The sequence below is a fragment of the Silvimonas iriomotensis genome (genome assembly GCF_014645535.1).
Lineage (GTDB): Bacteria > Pseudomonadota > Gammaproteobacteria > Burkholderiales > Chitinibacteraceae > Silvimonas > Silvimonas iriomotensis.
Window position 1 is genome coordinate 422,807 of sequence record NZ_BMLX01000002.1, and the last position, 17,648, is coordinate 440,454.

Genomic DNA, 17,648 nt, shown 5'->3' on the forward strand with positions numbered 1-17,648 from the left:
TTTAAGCGTTCATGGCATGCTGGATCAGCTTATGCTTCAGCCATGCCCATTGGTCAGTCAGTCCAAGCCCGGTATTACGCAGCACGCGCAGCACCGGATTGGCGTTGTTGAAAAGCTTTTGCAGGCCGTGCGTGACGCCCTGCATCAGCAACACATTTTCGCGCCGGGCCCGTTCATATCGGCGCAGCACCAGGTAATCACCACAACGGCTTGCCGGTTCGGCCACCAGAATACGCGCCAGTTCCATGGCATCGCCAAATCCCAGGTTCACGCCCTGCCCGGCGAGCGGATGCACCGCATGAGCGGCATCGCCAATCAGCGCCAGGCCCGGTTTGACCAGATCGGCCACCTGCATCAGCCGCAGTGGAAAAGCCGCCGCCGGCGAAATGATCTTGAGTTCGCCCAGCCGGTGCTGTCCGGCGCGGGCCACTTCCTGGCACAGCGCCTCGGCAGAAAGCCCGAGCAGCGCGTTCTTGCGCAGCTCGCCGCATGACCAGACCATGGACATCCGCTGTCCGGCCAGTGGCAAAAACGCCAGCACGCCGTCTTCAAAGAACCACTGGCTGGCGGTGGCCAGATGCGGTTTCTCGCATTCGAAATTGGCCACTACGCCCCACTGGTGATACGGGGTGGTTTTTTCTTCGATACCGGCTTGCGTACGCACCCACGATTGCACGCCATCGGCGCCCACCACCAGCCGTGCCGACAGACGCGGCCCGTGTGCCAGCGCCAGCAACTTGCCGCCGTCCGCCTCATCATGCAAAGCAGATGGCTGCGCCGGTGCCACCAGCGTGACATTGGCCGAATCTGCCGCCGCTTGCCACAGGGCACGCTGCAATTCACGGGATTCCACAATCCGCGCCAGTTCGTCCGAACCGGCTTCGACGGCGGTAAAAGCCAGTTCTGCGCGACCATCATCCCCGGCAATGCGCATCTGCCCCACTGATTGCAAGCGGCTGGCATCCATGCGCTGCCACGCGCCAATCTGCGTCAGAAAACGCCGGCTGGCCGGGCTGATGGCGTAGATACGGCTATCCCAGGTCGCGGCATCCCAGCTTTGGGCGGGGGGATGGCTATCAACCAGGGTGACCTGCAAGGGCGTGTCCTTGAGCGCGCAAGCCAGGGCACAACCCACCAGGCCACCGCCAACGATCAGGACATCTGCATCATGAAATTTCATGGGGCCGAGTGTAGCAGATGCCCCGATACACCGGGATACCAGGAATACATCCTGACCCGCGCTTGATGCAGCACAAGCAAGTTTGCGGACACCATCGCCAGCAGCAGGCCGGCCTGTCAGGGTGGCGCCATGCTGATCCCCTACCTGGGCGCCATGGCGGCCTTTGTCGCGGGCGTTTGCCTGCTGCAATTGCAACCGGCGCTGCCCGCCGTTTATGCGCCACTGCCCTTGCTGCTGCTGGGCTGCTTTGTGGCAGGGCGTTGCCACGGCCGCCGCCGGCAACTGGCGATCATTGTCGTGATGCTGATCACCGGCTTTGGCTGGGCCAGCCTGCGCGCGCACTGGCGCATGGCAGACCGGCTTGATCCTGCGCTGGAACAAACCCGGGTCGTGGCAGAGGGCTATGTCCGTGGCCTGCCGCAGACAAGTGAATTCGGCGTGCGTTTTGTGTTTGTGCCCACCCGTGTGCTAAGCCAGAACGCCACGCTGCCCGGCCGGCTGTCGCTCTCCTGGTGGGGCGAACACCCGGCGCTGTCGGCCGGCACCCGCTGGCAATTCACCCTGCAGCCCCGGCGCGTACACGGCCAGCAGAACCCGGGCGGGTTCGATTTCGAGGGCTGGATGTTGCAACAAGGCATTGGCGCAACCGGCCAGGTCAAAAACGGGCAAGCCCTGCCCGGGTTTGCCTGGCAAGCCAGCATTGACCGCCTGCGGGAGGCCGTGGTCCAGCGCATTACGCGCACGCTGGGTGACGCGCCCTGGACAGGCGTCATCGCGGCCATTGCCACGGGGGATCGCAGCGGTATCGGGCGGGAGCAGTGGCAAGACTTCGCCCGGACCGGCACAACGCATCTGACCGTGATCTCGGGCCTGCATGTATCGATGATCGCGGCGCTGACGGGCTGGCTGACCGGCATCATCGGCCGGCGGCTGCCGCGCTTGCTGGGTCATTGCAATGTGCGCCGGCTGCAGTTGTGGTCCGGGCTGGCGGCAGCGCTGCTGTATACCTTGCTGGCCGGGCTGGGGATTCCTGCCCAGCGGGCGGTGTTGATGCTGGCGACCGGCGTTGTTTGCCTGCTGTGGGCGCGGCCCATGAGCAAAAGCGTGATCTGGATGCTGGCCTTGCTGGCGGTGGTCATCGCTGACCCGTTCGCGGTGACGGCCGCCGGCTTCTGGCTGTCTTTTCTGGCGGTAGGCGCCTTGCTGTGGCTGGGCGCCAACCGCGTTGGGCCGGCGCAAGGTGTAACCGGCTGGGTGCGTACCCAACTGGCGGTCACGCTGGGTACGTTGCCGGTTTTGCTGGTGGTGTTCGGGCGCTTGCCGCTGGTTTCGCCACTGGCCAATGCCGTTGCCATTCCGGTGATCGGCATGCTGGTCACGCCACTCACTCTGGCCGGCATTGCCGATCCGACTGGCTGGCTCTGGCAAGGGGCCGAGCGCCTGTTTGCGGCAACCCACTGGTTTCTGGCCTTGCTGCTCCGGTATGCACCTTCTCCGGACTTCGCCCCGCCGCCCGCCTGGGCACTCGTTCCGGCACTGGCGGGTGTGTGGCTGTTCATGTTGCCGCGCGGGTTGCCGGGGCGATGGCTGGGGCTGATGATGGCCGCGCCGCTCTTTATCGTACCGGCGCCTGCCATCGCACCAGGCGAGTTCGCCGCCACCATCATCGACGTGGACCAGGGCTTGTCGGTGCTGGTGCAAACCCGCCACCACAATCTGCTGTTTGATACCGGCAAGCCAGGCCAGGCTGACCGCGCCATCCTGCCGGTATTGCGTAGCCGGCAAGTGCAGCGGCTGGATACGCTGGTCGTCTCTCACAAGGACAACGATCATTCCGGCAGCGCCGAGGCGTTGTTGCGTGCACTCCCGGTCAACCATCTGCTGGCCCGGCTGCCGCCAGATCACCCGGCGTGGGGTCTGGCCAGCCATGATGAAGCCTGTGAGGCCGGCCAGAGCTGGGATTGGGATGGCGTGAGCTTCACCTTGCTGTGGCCGCTGCCCGATGCCGTCATGCCCGATGAAAATGCCCAGGGCTGCGTGCTGGAGATCGAAACCGCTCACCAGCGCCTGCTGATCCCGGCCGATGTCGGCACCGCGCAAGAGTACGACATGCTCGGGCGAAACTGGCTGGGGCATTTTGATGTGGTGATCGCGGGGCATCATGGCAGCCTGACGTCATCATCGGCCGCCTTTGTTGAAAACACGCAGCCAGACTGGGTGGTGTTCTCTGCCGGTTATCTGAACCGCTTTCGTCACCCGCGCCCGGAGATCGTCGCCCGCTATGCCGCCGTGGGCGCCCAGGACTTGCGGACTGATCGTGACGGCGCCATCACCCTGACCACGGATGGCACACAGCTCTCAGTCCGCCGCTGGCGCGAACAACACCGGCATTACTGGTATGCAGAGTGATGATAAGCTGGCACTTCACGCCTTCCATTACCGCTTTTGCGAGACTGCCATGCCAGTGCTGAGTGCGATCTACCGTTACCCCGTCAAGTCCGTCAAAGGCCTGGCCATGAGCCAGAGCGAAGTCACGCCGCTGGGCCTGCCGGACGACCGCGCATGGATGGTCACCTCTGATGAAGGCGTGATGATCACCGGGCGCGACTACCCGGAGATGGTCAAGATCGAGACTGACGTCGATGCGCACAGCCTCACACTGTCTGCGCCGGGCATGCCCATGCTCAGTATTGAGCGCAGCCAGTTCAGCGCCGCTTGTGATGCCCATGTCTGGAAAGACCAGTTTGGCGCCTGGACCGGCGCGCATGAAGCGGATGCCTGGATCAGCGACTACCTGGGCCGCAAGGCGCGTTTGCTGTACACGGGCGACCCGCAGCGCCGGGTAAGACAGCATCCGGACATCCCGCTGTCTTTTGCCGACGGCTACCCGCTGCTGCTGATTGGCGAATCCTCGCGCCTGCAACTGAATGAATGGGTGGGGCGTGACATGGACATGGCGCGCTTTCGGCCCAACCTGGTGGTCTCTGGCGCAGAGGCGTTTGCAGAAGATGGCTGGAAGACCATTCGCATCGGCAATGTGGTGTTCCAGATCGACAAACCGTGTGGCCGCTGTGTGTTCACCACGGTTGATCCACACACGGCGCAAAAATCAGACGACCAGGAACCGCTGCGCACCATCGCCAAACGCCGCAAAGGGCCGGAAGGTGCCGAGTTCGGCCAGAACGTACTGGCGCGCAATGCCGGCCAGATTGAAACCGGCATGCCGGTAGAAATTCTGGATTAACCCGGCGGCAGCCGTACCTGCGCCATCACGGTATTACCGGTGCCCTGATATTCGATCTGATCGAACGACAACATGCGCGCCATGGAAATACCGCGGCCGTGCGGATCAAACGCCCGCTCGGGCGAGAATTCCAGGAAAGGACGCCAGTCAAAACCGTTGCCTTCATCGGTAATGACAATGGTGATGGTCTCTTTGCTGCGGCTGAAGGCCACGCGCACCCGGCGTTTGGCGTACTCCGGGTTGGCCAGGCGTGCTTCCACCTCATCCTGCCAGCGCCCCAGTTGCAGCAAACGGGTTTTTTCGCCGTAGCGGATGCCCAGATTGCCGTGCTCGACGGCGTTGACCAGCAGTTCAGACAACCCCAGCGCCACGCGTTGCGGCTCCGGGCACGCGTGTGACAACACCAGCGTGAGCTGGCGGGCTTCTTCCAGCGAACTGAACTCGAACTCCGCGCTGACCAGCTGACCATAATTGCCGGCCTGAGCCACCAGCTGTTGTTCCAGCTGGCGTTTCTCGCGGTAGAACTCGACTGCCGCACTGACAATGGCCAGCAGCATGTCGCGCTGGAATGGCTTGATCAGATAGTAATAAGCGCCTGCAGTCAGGCCTTCGCGCACGTTTTCTGCCGCGCCGACGGCAGTCTGCATGATCACCGGCACCTGCATCAGTTCCGGCTGCTGTTTCAGGCGCGCCAGCAGGGCCATGCCGTCCATGCGCGGCATCATGCGGTCCAGCAAGATGGCGTCAAACGCCCGGTCACGCGACAACAAGTCCCACGCTGCTTCGCCGTCATCGGCGGTGACGACGTCGTAATCGGCGTCCTGCAAATGCTCGCTGAGAATTTCCAGGTTGAACGGCTCGTCGTCCACGATCAGCAAACGCGGCTTTTTATCCAGAATACCTGCACTCATGAGTGTGTTTTCCCCTGGCACGCCGGCCAGGTTGCGCCTAAAAGAGTCATTTTGCCAGTGATTGATACAGGCTGCTAAATGCCTGTGAGAGTTTGTGGCGTGGTTCCATTTGCACCAGCGGCATGGCCCGCTCGTGCGATTCGCGCACCTTCACGGAACTGTTCAGGAAGGGCTCCAGCACCGGCAGTCCGCGGGCTTTGAGTTCTTCCACCATGCGCGCGGGCAAGGTGGCGCGGGGCTGGAACTGGTTCACCACAATCCCTTCCACCTTGAGCGCCGGATTATGATCGGCGCGGATTTCCGCTACGCGATCAAGCAAACCGACCAGTGCATCGCGGGAAAACGCGTCGCAATCAAACGGGATCAGGCAGCGATCTGCCGCAATCAGCGCAGAAAGCGTAAAGAAATTGAGCGCTGGCGGGGTATCCAGCCAGATTTCATCAAAGCGCGCGCCCAGTTCTTGCAAGGATTCGCGCAATTTAAAGATCTTGTAGCGCGATTCCAGCTTGGCCTGTTGTTCAGCCAGCCCGGTGCCCGCCGGTAAAACAGAGAGCCCCGGGCACTGCGTGGGGTGGACGAAGTCTTCAATGGTATTGGAATAAAGACTGAAATTGAGCGTCTGCTCAAAGAACTGGGTCAGTGTCGGTGAACTCTGGCCGGCGGCTTCACCCAGCAAATAGCGGCTGGCATTGCCCTGGTGATCCAGATCCACCACCAGGACCGAGCGGCCCGCCAGGGCGGCGGCGGCGGCGAGATTGACGGTGATGGTCGACTTGCCCACGCCGCCTTTCTGGTTGAACACGACACGTCGGACCATGCGGAAATCCCGTTATGCGTATATGCGCCAGGTCAATATAGCACGCGCATATGTAGCCACTTTGATCAAAAAAATTCCGTAAAAATTCACATTATGCCGTTGGAAATAGTTACGGGCGTAGGAAAAGCCCGATCCTTAAACTGCAATCCAAGTTTGCGGCATTGCCGTCAAGCCAAACAAGACGTGGATTCAGACAAAGGAGAATACAAATGAAAATCAAATATGCAACGCTGGCAGTTGCTCTGGCACTGGGTACCGGTGCCGCCATGGCTGATGTGACCATCGACGGTAGCATCACGGGTGGTGTTGATTACATGAAGGCCGGCAATACCAAGTCCGGCGGTGTTTCCTACGACGCCATCATCGGCGTGTCCGGCAGCGACAAGCTTGATGCCGGCGGCAAGGTGATCTGGCGTGTTGAACAAGAAATCCAGAACCAGCCGGGCAACCGCACTCAAGGCGGCACTGCCAACTGGGGTAACCGTCAAGCCTACATCGGTCTGACTGGTGACTACGGTACTTTCCGTGCCGGTAACATGCTGAGCCCGACCTACGACGCGCTGGACCGCCTGTACGGTGACACCGGTGCCGAATGGTTTGCCCGCGACTACGGCTTTGCTCAAAGCAACTACGCCAAAAACGTTCTGCGCTATGACATGCCGAGCCTGTACGGCTTCAACGCTTCCGCTGCTTACTTCCTGGAAGACCAAAGCCGCCAGGGCAGCAAGGGCTACGACCTGACCGCCAACTACAAGTGGCAAGGTCTGGGTATCGATGGTACCTACCAGCATCGTAACAACGTGACCAGCGAAGACGTGTCTGGCCAGCCGGTATTTGCCGATGGCATCGACAGCAAGAACTGGTACGCCGGCGCGAACTACAAGTTCGACAACGGCTTTGGCCTGAAGGGCGGCTTCAAGCGCGCTGAAGCCAGCAACGCTGGTGACGACGTCAAGCAAGACATGTGGATCGCCCAAGGCTCCTACGAGCAAGGCAAGCACGGCGTGTATCTGAGCTACATCAACCTGCGTGACGCCAAGCTGAACGGTGCCAGCCAGAATGACAGCGGCGCTCAAGCTGTTGACGCTCGTTACAACTACAGCCTGTCCAAGCACAGCCTGGCCTACGTTGACGCCCGTTACGTGAAGAACGGCGACAACGCTTCGTACAGCGCTGCTGACGACGTGATGTACTACGGTAACGACACCACTGCCGCTGCTGGTGAAAACAGCTACCGCGTGATGACTGGCCTGAAGACCTGGTTCTAATCAACCCAGGCAACAGTCTGGCCAGCCTCTCTCTGGCCGAGTGTTAAAAAGCCGGACCTTCGGGTCCGGCTTTTTCGTGCCCGCAAACCAGTCACGCCATCATCAAGGCGCGCGATATTGCTGGCGAAACAACCGTGGCGTCACGCCTTTGGCTGCCAGAAACTGCCGGTTAAAGTGCGCCAGATTACGATACCCCGCAGCCTCCGCCACCATCCCGATCGGCTTGTCACTCTGGATCAAGAGCTGGCAGGCGTGCCCTACTCTTAACTGCGTCAGATAGGCCGTCACCGTCTTGCCGGTGTGCCGCTTGAAAAAACGGTGAAACGCGCCAACGGAAAGCGCCACGCGCGCGGCCAGTTCCTCTACCGTCAAGGGCTCGGCAAAACGCTGATGCATCAGATCCAGCACTTTGCCCAGACGATCCCGGCTTGCTTGCGAGTCCAGCGTGGCCGCGGCGGCAGACAAGGGCTGCGCCCCGACATCACGCGCCAGTTCCAGCAGGATATCCAGCAATAACGGCAAGCGGCGGGCGGCATCCAGTGCGTCCATTTGCATCAGCCGCGGCCGCACGCGCGCCGTGACGGCGGCGGAAAACTGCAGTGCCCGGCCGGCTTGATCGGCCAGTCTGCGTATCGGCGCCAGCTCCGGCAGGCCGGCCACCAGACGATCTACCCAATCCCGGCTGAACCACACCACGACGGCCAGCACCGGCCGGCTTTCATCCAGCGCGCACTGGGCCGACCAGGTATGCGGCAGGTTGGGGCCCACCAGCACCAGATCGCCATCGGCAAAATCGCCCAGATGATCGCCAATATAGCGCTGCCCCGCCGCATTGACGGTCAGCGTCAATTCAAACTCGGGGTGGTAATGCCATTCAAACGGCAGATTGGGTAGCTCCCGCCAGAGCAAAGCCCAGGAGGCACCGTCCGGGACGGTCACATGTTCACGCTGAGGTTTCACAACTCACCCGCAATGCACAATCAAACGTCACAATAGTATCAATTTGAGCTGCATCAAGCATAAACGGTCGCCAGATGGCAGCGCAGAATCTGCGCATCCACCCCGGAGACCAACATGAACGAGCGCTACCAATACGGCGACAACCGCCCCGGCAACCCCTCGGTTGCCTACCTTGATCAAGTGCAACTGCGTGACCTGAAAAAAGCACTGCCGCTGCGCGTGTTGTCCGAAGCCGACTTTGCCCACTGGCAACGTTATGGTTATGTCATCGTCAAGAATGCGGTGTCGCCCGAGGCCGTCCAGCGCACGACCGACTTCTTGTGGGAGTTCCAGGAACTGACGCCGCAAGACCCGGCCAACTGGACCAAACCGCAGTTGCGTGATCATGAAATGAAAGAACTGAACGGCTCTGGCATGGTCGAGGCCTATCAGAACCAGACCATGTGGGATAACCGCCAGAACCAGCGCATCTACGATGCGTTTGTTGATATCTGGGACCGGGAAGACCTGTGGGTAACGATTGATCGCGCCAACCTGAACCCGCCCAATCAGGGCACGCGCAAGTTTGGCGGCTTTATCCACTGGGATGCCGACACCACGCTGGACCCGCTCCCGGTGAACGTGCAGGGCGTCCTGGCGCTGTCTGACACCACCCCGGAAGGCGGCGGCTTTCAGTGCATTCCAGAATTATTTGAGCATTTCGCCGAATGGCGCAAAACCGCGCCGGCAGACCGCAACCCGTGGCAGCCCGATCTGGCCGACGTACCATGGCCGGTGCAGTTCATCCCCATGCAGGCGGGCGATCTGCTGATCTTCAACAGCTTGCTGGCCCATGGCATCCGCCCGAACACCTCGACCAACAAGGTGCGGCTGGCGCAGTACATCTCGTTCACGCCGGCCGACGAGGCCAATGCAGAACTGCGTGACTGGCGCGTTGGCAGCTGGTATCGCCGCGAGCCGGCCCGTGGCTACGCTTTCCCGGGCGATCCGCGCAACTGGGAACAAACCCGCTATCCGCGCGCGGATCTGACCGCGCTGGGCGAAAAGGTACTCGGGCTGCGCCGCTGGGCAGATGCAGGCCAGGCGGTCGACCCCGCCACCTTGCCCGGCTGATCACCGCTCTTTCGTCTCAAGGCAAACTTGCCCTTCAGCCCTGCGTCTTTGCGGGGCTTTTTTTCGGGCACGTTTCAGCCGGCGCGCCCAACAAAAAAGCCACCGCAAAGGGTGGCTTTTTGAATCAAACCCGCAAGCAGCCGCTTGCTCAGGCCGCCGGTTTGGACGTGTCTTTGGAACTGAAGAACGCGTCAGAGAAAAACTCGTCTTCCGGCAGGCCGCGCGCCACAAAGTTCTTGTAGGCTGCCTCAACCATCACCGGTGCGCCACACGCGTACACCTGCCAGCTGGCCATGCTGCCAAAGTCCTCCAGCACCGATTCATGCACAAAACCGGTCCGGCCAGTCCAGTTGTCTTCCGGCGCCGGTTCAGAGAGCACCGGAATGTACTTGAAGTTAGGGTGATCCTTGGCCCACTGCTGCGGCAGTTCCGGCATATACAGGTCACGCTGGCTGCGCGCGCCCCAGTACAGAATCATCTGGCGATCAATCCCCTTGTTGAAGGCGTGCTCCAGAATGCCCTTGATCGGGGCAAAACCGGTGCCGGTAGCAACGAAAATGATCGGCTTTTCGCTGTCTTCACGCAGAAAGAACGAGCCCAGCGGGCCGGTAAAGCGCATGATTTCGCGCTCTTTCATTTCGTTCCAGACATAGCTGGCGAACTCGCCACCGGGCATGCAGCGAATATGCAATTGCAGGTATTCGTCATCGTGCGGCGCGTTGGCAATCGAGAAACTGCGCTTTTTGCCGCCGTTGGTATGCAGATCAATATACTGGCCGGCCAGGAACTGCAGGCGCTCCGTCGTCGGCAACTTGAACGAGAGCACCGCCACATCGTGCGAGACTTTCTCGATCTTCTGCACACGGCACGGCAGCGTCTTGATCTGGATATCCTTGGTGGCAGAAACCTCACGGCATTCAACCGTGATATCGCCCGTTGGCACCGCGCAGCAATACAGCGCCAGGCCACGCTCACGCTCCATATGCGTCAGCGCAGATTCGGCATAACCATCCGGGTATTCAACCTGCCCTTGCACCACCTGACCCTTGCACGCACCGCAGGCGCCATTCTTGCAGCCGTACGGCATGCTAAAGCCCGCACCAATGGCGGCATCCAGGATGGTTTGCCCTTCTTGCAGGGCAATTTGCTGGCCAGAGGGCAGGATGGTAAGTTGCTTGGACATCGTCAAATCATTCCAGATCAATCAAGTGTTGCCAGTTAACAAGACTCGTTCGCGCATGCGCGCCAAACCACGGCTGCTGATCGCGGGCTGCGGTGATGTGGTTTCCCGCGCCTTGCCATGGTTGTTACAACGTTTCAGGGTCTACGTGCTCTGTCGCCGGGCCGATCAAGCGGCCCGATTGCGCGCCATGGGCGCCGTGCCGATCATGGCAGACCTTGATCACCCCGCAACGCTTTCGCGCCTCTCGGGGTTACAGGCAGCGCTCATTCACAGCGTGCCGCCGTCTACCCAGGGTGAGACCGATCTGCGCACGCGCAAGTTGCTGAGTGCATTGCAAAAAAACGTGCCGCGACAGGGCAAGTCAGCGATTTTAGCACAGCCATCCCGCCCCGCCGTCTATATCAGCACCACGGGCGTGTACGGCAATGCGGACGGGCGCTGGCTGGATGAATCCAGTGGCGCACACCCGGATAGCGCCCGCGCGCGCCGCCGTGCCGATGCAGAGCTGCAACTGCGCGCCTGGGCATGCCACACTGGCCGGCCCCTGGCCATTTTGCGCGCCCCGGGCATTTATGCGGCGGGCCGTCTGCCCACCGCCCGCATCGAACGCGGCGACCCGGTCATCCGGCCTGAAGAAGACAGCTGGTCCAACCATATCCACGCTGATGACCTGGCTCACGCCATCTGCCTGGCGTTGTTCCGGGGCCGGCCGCTACGGACTTACAACGTGGTGGATGACGCCCCCTCACGCATGGGTGACTGGTTTGATGAAGTCGCAGACGCCAGCAAACTGCCCCGCCCCGCCCGCATCACGCGTGAACAGGCGCAGGTGCAACTTTCTCCGGCGATATTGTCTTATCTGGACGAATCCCGGCGCTTGCGTAATGAACGTCTCAAGCAAGAACTGCGGGTGCGTCTGCGCTGGCCAACTACGGCCAGTTTTTTTGCTTCTCTTTTTTGATTCATATTTACGAAACCCCCAAGCAACCTGGAAAAAATTGCTTCAGGTCAACGAAACCTCTCGAAGCGCGCCTTAACCTGCTCACATACAGCCAGCGCCCAACCGGCGCCAGCCATGTTCCTTCCAACATCCAGGCAAGGAGTCACAAATGTCTGTGTCCGCACGTGCAGCAGTGGTTCGTGAATTCCAGAAACCACTCCAGATTACCCAGGTAGAAATCCCCTCCCCCGGCCCCGGCCAGGTCTTGATCCGTGTGATCGCCTGCGGGGTTTGCCATACCGACTTGCATGCCGCCCATGGCGACTGGCCAGTCAAACCCACTCCGCCATTTATCCCCGGTCATGAAGGCGTGGGCGAGGTGGTCGAGGTCGGCCCGGGCGTCACCCGTATCAAGAAAGGCGATATTGTCGGTTCGCCGTGGCTGCATGAAGCATGCGGCTGCTGCAGCTATTGCGTCACCGGTTGGGAAACCCTGTGCGAGACACAGACCAACACGGGTTACTCGGTCAACGGCGGCTTTGCCGAATACATGCTGGCGCCGGCCGATTATGTGGCTGAAATCCCCGAAGGGCTGGACCCGTACGACGTCGCGCCGATCCTGTGCGCGGGCGTCACCACCTACAAGGGCCTGAAAGAAACCGACGCCAAACCGGGCGACTGGGTGGCGATCTCCGGCATTGGCGGTCTGGGCCACGTGGCAGTGCAATACGCCAAAGCCATGGGCTACAAGGTAGTGGCCATTGACCATGGCGCTGAAAAACTGGCGCTGGCCAAAGAACTGGGCGCCGATCTGGCTTATGACTACGCCGACAAGGACATGGTCGCCAAAGTGCAGAAAGATACCGGCGGCGTGCATGGCGCGCTGGTGACGGCGGTTTCGCCTGCGGCGTTCAAGCAAGGGATTGATCTCTTGCGCCGTGGCGGCACCATCTCTCTGGTGGGTTTGCCACCTGGCACCTTTGAAACACCGATCTTTGACGTGGTCCTCAAGCGCATTACCGTGCGCGGGTCCATTGTCGGCACCCGTGAAGACTTGCGGGAAGCGCTGCAATTTGCGGCCGATGGCAAGATCAAGGTGCATTACAGCAAGGCAAAGCTGGACGACATCAACGCCATCTTCGACAAGATGCTGGCCGGTGAACTGCTCGGCCGCGTGGTTCTGGCAATCTAGCCATCACGCCGGACTGGGTATCCAGCCAATAAAAAAGCCCCGGCAACGGGGCTTTTTTATTGGGGCGCGGCCAGGCTTAACGGCCAACCAGCGCCTTGCGTTCGCGTTCCAGCTGCGCCAGCAGCTTTTGCAGCGTGGCTTCGGCCTGACGGTTCAGGTTCAGAAAGCGGCAACCAATGTGGTGGACTTCCTGCCCGGTGCGGTTGGTCATGACACGACGCGAGCGTACTTCCAGCGCGACCGGCATGGCCCCCCACTGACCCAGCTCCAGTTCGGCCTTGGCCAGTTGTTCGCCCGCCTGCAATTGCGCAGCCTGCGGCGGCGTGGCCCACAGGCCCACACCACCCAGCGAAATATCATGGATTTCCAGCATGGCGCGCTGGCGATCAGCCAGCACGGTGTTGCACAACCAGGGGCGTACCAGCGGCGTTTCGATGCGGAAGAACTCGCGGCGCTGCAGTTTGATCAAATCTTGCGGGAACGGCACGGCAAAGGCCGGCGAGCCTTCGTACTTGATCAGCTTGGGGCGGCCGATCACAAACTGGATTTTCACGCCATCAGGCAGCGCCACGACGATATTACGGTCAGATGCAGCCAGCGCTTCATTGGTCGGCTCATGGCCACCGACATCCAGCACGATTTCGCGCTTGGGCACATCCACCGAAAGAATACGGGACAACATCAGTTTCTGGCCGTGCGAAAAGTACACGGTCACAAAGTCACCGCGCTGCACCAACTGGCGCATGACAGCGCCAATTTCCAGCGGGTTACTCAACAGAAACGGAGAGACGTCTTCGCCATCTGCGATGGGCGTCTGCCGTTCCTGGTGGTTCTCAGGCTCGCTCATGCAAGCTTATTCCTCAATCAGGGTAGTGATGTCTTTCGTCAGCACAGCTGGCGATGCACCATAATTTTCCAGCACCCGCAGGCGCCCTTTTTTATCCAGCAGAAAGCTGCCCGCGCTATGGTCCAGCGTGTAGTTGGCTCCCGCGCCCTGCTTCTGGTAAATCACTTTGTACTGACTGGCCACCGCAGCCACCTGCTGCGACGTCCCCGTCAGGCCAATAAATGTCGGGTTAAACGCGGGCACGTATTGTGCCAGCAAATCCGGCGTGTCGCGCTCTGGATCAAGCGAAACAAACAGAACCTGGACGTCTGCCGCCTTGTTACCCAGATTTTTCATGACAGCTGCGTATTCTGCCATGGTCAAAGGGCAAACATCCGGACAATGTGTGTAGCCAAAGAACAACGCCACGACCTTGCCCTGGAAGTCTGCCAGGCGTCGCGCCTTGCCATGGTGATCGACCAGCGTGAAATCGCCGCCAAAGTTGGCCCCCGTTATATCGGTGCCTTCAAATGCCACTTTAGAACATCCAGCGCACAGCACGGCCAGCAAAACCAGGCACAGCCAACGTTGCAGCCCTTTCACAAACAGGTTCATGGATCGGTCCGGTCAGTTTCGTTCGCCAGTGTGCGCCAGCCGCAACCCTGACACAAGTATTCAGACTAGAAAAGCAACAGCTTCGGCTGGCAAGCTGCCTTTTTCTGCTTGAGGGTGATGCGCGATCTGCCCGATCAAGGGGGCAGCAAGGGTGTTTTGCAGCGTCGCCAGGTTCTCTTCATAGCGCGCCATGGCCGGGTCAACCCGGTTGGCCACCCAGCCGGCCAGCACCAGGCCGCGGGCCCGGATTGCCTGTGCTGTCAGCAGGGCATGGTTGATGCAGCCAAGGCGCATCCCCACCACCAGAATGACCGGAAAGCCCAGCGTAGCAGCCAGATCAGCCATAAAGGCCTCGTCGTTCAGCGGGGCAAACCAACCGCCCGCGCCTTCCACCAGCACGACATCTGCCTGTTGCTGCAATTGCCGGCAACGCGCTTCCAGCAGCGCCAGCGAGACCTCTACGCCGACCTCGCGCGCAGCCAGATGCGGCGCGATCGGTGGCATGAAGCGGTATGGGTTTACCAGTTGCGGATCAGCCTTCAGCGACGAGGCTTCAGCATGCCCTGCCACGTCAGCATTCCATACATATTGCTGGCCATCCGCACCGGTTTTCAATTCACAACCTGACGCGACCGGCTTCATACCGACGCTGGCCAGCCCGCGTGCCGCAAACGCACGCAGCAACTGGCACGTGGCGACGGTTTTACCGACTTCGGTATCCGTGCCAGTCACAAAAAAACCTGTTCCCTGCATCAGCGCACCCGCGGGCGGAATTCGATCACCTGGCTGCCATCGGCCAGCTTTCTGGCTGGTGCCGTATCCGGCTTCCAGGCATGGCCGTAGACCACCTCGTAGGTCGCCGGCAATTCGCCGTCACGGCGAAAGGCCTCATATGCCGCAGTCACGCGCTGCCAGGCCGATTTGCCCATCATGCCGTCGCGCCGGCCACGGGTGGCATTTTGCGCGCCAATGGCCTTGAGATCAGCCAGAATGGGTTTCAGTTCCGGATAGGTCAAGGTGATGTGCTCCATATCCATGACCGGCGTGGCAAAACCGCTGTTGACCAGCGCATCGCCCAGATCGTGCATGTCGATGAACTGGTTGACGTGGGTATGACCATCAATGCCCGCGAAGGCGGTCCGCAACTCCCGCAGCGTGTCGGGGCCCAGCGTGGCAAACATCAGCAAGCCGCCGGGCTTGAGCACACGCAGCATCTCGGCAAAAGCGGTATCCGGCTCGTTACACCACTGCAAGGCCAGGCTGGACCAGATCAGATCGACCGAATTGCTGGCCAGCGGCAAGGCTTCCAGATCGCCGCACACTTGCACCGGCTTGCGCCGGTCCAGCAAGGCGCGAATCCCGCCCGTGCGGCCATCCCGTGCAACCCGCAACATGGAGGGTGCCAGGTCCAGTTCAATCAGCCGGCTTTCCGGGTAACGCTTGCGCAATACCGGACAGGCAAAACCGGTGCCGCTGCCGGCATCGAGCACCCGCTCGGGCTTTATGCGGATGAAATCCAGCCGTTCTGCCATGCGTTGCACCACCTCGCGCTGCAAAACCGCTGCCGCGTCGTAGGTGCTGGCTGCCTTGTCAAACGCAGCCCGTACCGCTGCCTTGTCCGTGTAAAACGCTTCGCTCATGCCTTGCTCAGTCTCGCCTTCAATGCGCTGATCATGACCGGGGCAACGGAGAGGAACACGATGCCGATGACCATGACAGACAGGTTTTTCTTGATAAACGGGATATTGCCAAAAAAGTAGCCCAACGCCACCAGACCGCCCACCCAGACCAGCGTACCCGCGACGCTGAACGCCAGGAAGCGCAGGTAGGGCATTTTGCCCACACCGGCTACAAACGGCGCAAAGGTGCGAACGATCGGGACAAAGCGGGCCAGCGTCACGGTTTTGCCGCCATGCCGATCGTAAAACGCATGGGTACGCAAGAGGTAGTCACGCCGGAAGATTTTTGAATCCGGATTGTTGAACAACTTCTCCCCGACCGTACGGCCGATCAGATAGTTGGTGCTGTCGCCCAGGATGGCAGCGGCCATCAGCGTCAGCGCCAGCACGTAGGGGTCCATATTGCCCAGCGCCGCTACGGTGCCGCCCACAAACAGCAGCGAATCACCCGGCAGGAACGGAAAGGCGACAAGGCCGGTTTCGCAAAATATGACAGCGAACAGCAAGGCATAAATGCCAGTGCCATAGCTTTGCGCCAGTTGCTGCAGATACACATCCAGGTGCAGGAAAATCTGGATCGGATTGAAGTCCATGAGGCAAGGAACCCTTGTCTGGTTTGTGGGACGCGGCCTATCCGCACGGATGGTACGGAATAACCCGGGAGTTGTTCAATAATTTTGCGATAAAAAATGACAATGCCGGCGCAGCACGCCGGCATTGTGATAAGGCGGCATACCGGCACAAGCATGAATCGTACCGGTAAAACCTTTATGAATACTTAGACCACCGCTTCTTGCTTGACCTTCACCGGCTTGATCATGTTCTCACGCGTGACGCCAAACATCAGCAGCAGCGGCGAGGCCACCAGCACGGAAGAATAGATACCGAACAAAATGCCGATGGTCAGCGCAGTGGCAAAACCATGCAGTGCCGGGCCGCCGAAGATCAGCATGGACAGCACCATCACTTCGGTCGAACCGTGGGTGATGATGGTCCGGCTCATGGTGGCGGTAATGGCGTTGTCGATGATCTGCGGCACATCGCGGCCACGCATGTTGGGCTTGCGGAAGTTTTCGCGAATCCGGTCAAACACCACCACGGATTCGTTGACCGAGTAACCCAGCACCGCCAGCACGGCGGCCAGCACGGTCAGCGTGAACTCCCACTGGAAGAACGCGAAGAAGCCCAGAATGATGATCACGTCGTGCATGTTCGCGATGATGGCCGAGATCGCGAAGCGCCATTCAAAGCGGATGGACAGATACGCGATGATGCCCAGACACACCAGGGTAATGGCGGTCAGACCGTGCGACACCAGTTCATCGCCCACCGACGGGCCAATGAACTCGACCTTGCGGATCTGCACGTCCGGGCGATCCAGCTTGAGCGTGTCCAGTACGTCGTTGGAGAGCTGCGCCGAGGTTTTGCCCTTGATATTGGGCAGACGCACCATGACGTCACGCGTGGTACCCAGCGCCTGCACCTGGGCGTCACCATACTTGAGCGCATCTACCTTGGTACGCACCTGGTTCAGGTCAACCGACTGGCTGTATTGCAGTTCCACCACAGTACCGCCGGTGAACTCCACACCCAGATTCAGGCCTTTGTGAACCAGGAAGAACACGGCCAGCAGAAAGGTCACCAGCGAAATCGCGGTGGTGATCTTCCCGTAGCTCATGAACGGGATGTCGCGCTTTACATGAAAAAATTCAATCATTTT

General features: G+C 60.5%; 17 protein-coding genes. 6 read left to right on the forward strand and 11 right to left on the reverse strand.

The annotated features are described in order from the left end of the window. Window position 1 precedes the first annotated feature (1 nt). Entirely contained in the window at window positions 2–1,180 is a 1,179-nt protein-coding gene (locus IEX57_RS08475; protein ID WP_188703840.1) for a UbiH/UbiF family hydroxylase, read from the reverse strand. Between the two features lie 129 nt (window positions 1,181–1,309). Between IEX57_RS08475 and IEX57_RS08480 the strand changes: the two genes are divergently transcribed. Next, window positions 1,310–3,589, forward strand: coding sequence for a DNA internalization-related competence protein ComEC/Rec2 (locus IEX57_RS08480; protein WP_188703841.1), 2,280 nt, complete (start codon window positions 1,310–1,312; stop codon window positions 3,587–3,589). Next, a complete protein-coding gene (locus IEX57_RS08485) occupies window positions 3,579–4,424 on the forward strand; it encodes an MOSC domain-containing protein (RefSeq protein WP_188703842.1) in 846 nt (281 codons plus the stop codon). Before IEX57_RS08480 ends, IEX57_RS08485 begins: the two co-directional genes overlap by 11 nt. On the opposite strand, the gene IEX57_RS08490 is transcribed toward IEX57_RS08485, so the two are convergent. Further along, entirely contained in the window at window positions 4,421–5,335 is a 915-nt protein-coding gene (locus IEX57_RS08490; protein WP_188703843.1) for a response regulator, read from the reverse strand. The genes IEX57_RS08485 and IEX57_RS08490 overlap by 4 nt on opposite strands. 46 nt (window positions 5,336–5,381) lie before the next feature. Then, window positions 5,382–6,152, reverse strand: a complete 771-nt coding sequence (locus IEX57_RS08495; RefSeq protein WP_188703844.1) for a ParA family protein — start codon at window positions 6,150–6,152, stop codon at window positions 5,382–5,384. Between the two features lie 209 nt (window positions 6,153–6,361). Between IEX57_RS08495 and IEX57_RS08500 the strand changes: the two genes are divergently transcribed. Then, window positions 6,362–7,420 (forward strand): porin, encoded by a 1,059-nt coding sequence (locus IEX57_RS08500; RefSeq protein ID WP_188703845.1) that lies wholly within the window; start codon window positions 6,362–6,364, stop codon window positions 7,418–7,420. A gap of 102 nt (window positions 7,421–7,522) precedes the next feature. On the opposite strand, the gene IEX57_RS08505 is transcribed toward IEX57_RS08500, so the two are convergent. Beyond that, window positions 7,523–8,380, reverse strand: coding sequence for a helix-turn-helix domain-containing protein (locus IEX57_RS08505; RefSeq protein WP_188703846.1), 858 nt, complete (start codon window positions 8,378–8,380; stop codon window positions 7,523–7,525). A gap of 114 nt (window positions 8,381–8,494) precedes the next feature. Here IEX57_RS08505 and IEX57_RS08510 point away from each other — a divergent pair, with 114 nt between their 5' ends. Continuing rightward, entirely contained in the window at window positions 8,495–9,493 is a 999-nt protein-coding gene (locus IEX57_RS08510; protein WP_188703847.1) for a phytanoyl-CoA dioxygenase family protein, read from the forward strand. A 148-nt stretch (window positions 9,494–9,641) separates the two neighbouring features. Here the strand turns inward: IEX57_RS08510 and IEX57_RS08515 are convergent, their stop codons facing one another. Then, window positions 9,642–10,676, reverse strand: coding sequence for a CDP-6-deoxy-delta-3,4-glucoseen reductase (locus IEX57_RS08515; RefSeq protein WP_188703848.1), 1,035 nt, complete (start codon window positions 10,674–10,676; stop codon window positions 9,642–9,644). 55 nt (window positions 10,677–10,731) lie between these two features. Between IEX57_RS08515 and IEX57_RS08520 the strand changes: the two genes are divergently transcribed. Beyond that, window positions 10,732–11,637 (forward strand): NAD-dependent epimerase/dehydratase family protein, encoded by a 906-nt coding sequence (locus IEX57_RS08520; RefSeq protein ID WP_188703849.1) that lies wholly within the window; start codon window positions 10,732–10,734, stop codon window positions 11,635–11,637. A gap of 148 nt (window positions 11,638–11,785) precedes the next feature. After that, window positions 11,786–12,808 (forward strand): alcohol dehydrogenase AdhP, encoded by a 1,023-nt coding sequence (gene adhP / locus IEX57_RS08525; RefSeq protein WP_188703850.1) that lies wholly within the window; start codon window positions 11,786–11,788, stop codon window positions 12,806–12,808. A gap of 76 nt (window positions 12,809–12,884) precedes the next feature. On the opposite strand, the gene IEX57_RS08530 is transcribed toward adhP, so the two are convergent. From IEX57_RS08530 to secF, 6 genes are all read right to left on the reverse strand, one after another. Next, window positions 12,885–13,655 (reverse strand): flagellar brake protein, encoded by a 771-nt coding sequence (locus IEX57_RS08530; protein ID WP_188703851.1) that lies wholly within the window; start codon window positions 13,653–13,655, stop codon window positions 12,885–12,887. Window positions 13,656–13,661: 6 nt separating this feature from the next. Beyond that, entirely contained in the window at window positions 13,662–14,195 is a 534-nt protein-coding gene (locus tag IEX57_RS08535) for an SCO family protein (protein WP_229708979.1), read from the reverse strand. Window positions 14,196–14,309: 114 nt separating this feature from the next. After that, window positions 14,310–14,981 (reverse strand): dethiobiotin synthase, encoded by a 672-nt coding sequence (bioD, locus tag IEX57_RS08540; protein WP_229708924.1) that lies wholly within the window; start codon window positions 14,979–14,981, stop codon window positions 14,310–14,312. 20 nt (window positions 14,982–15,001) lie between these two features. Further along, window positions 15,002–15,889, reverse strand: a complete 888-nt coding sequence (gene bioC, locus IEX57_RS08545) for a malonyl-ACP O-methyltransferase BioC (RefSeq protein WP_188703854.1) — start codon at window positions 15,887–15,889, stop codon at window positions 15,002–15,004. Beyond that, a complete protein-coding gene (locus IEX57_RS08550) occupies window positions 15,886–16,521 on the reverse strand; it encodes a DedA family protein (RefSeq protein WP_188703855.1) in 636 nt (211 codons plus the stop codon). The genes bioC and IEX57_RS08550 overlap by 4 nt, the downstream gene beginning before the upstream one ends. 185 nt (window positions 16,522–16,706) lie before the next feature. Further along, window positions 16,707–17,642 carry a protein translocase subunit SecF gene (gene secF, locus IEX57_RS08555; RefSeq protein WP_188704486.1) on the reverse strand — a complete coding sequence of 312 codons (936 nt, stop codon included), beginning with the start codon at window positions 17,640–17,642 and terminating at the stop codon, window positions 16,707–16,709. Between the last annotated feature and the right edge of the window lie 6 nt (window positions 17,643–17,648).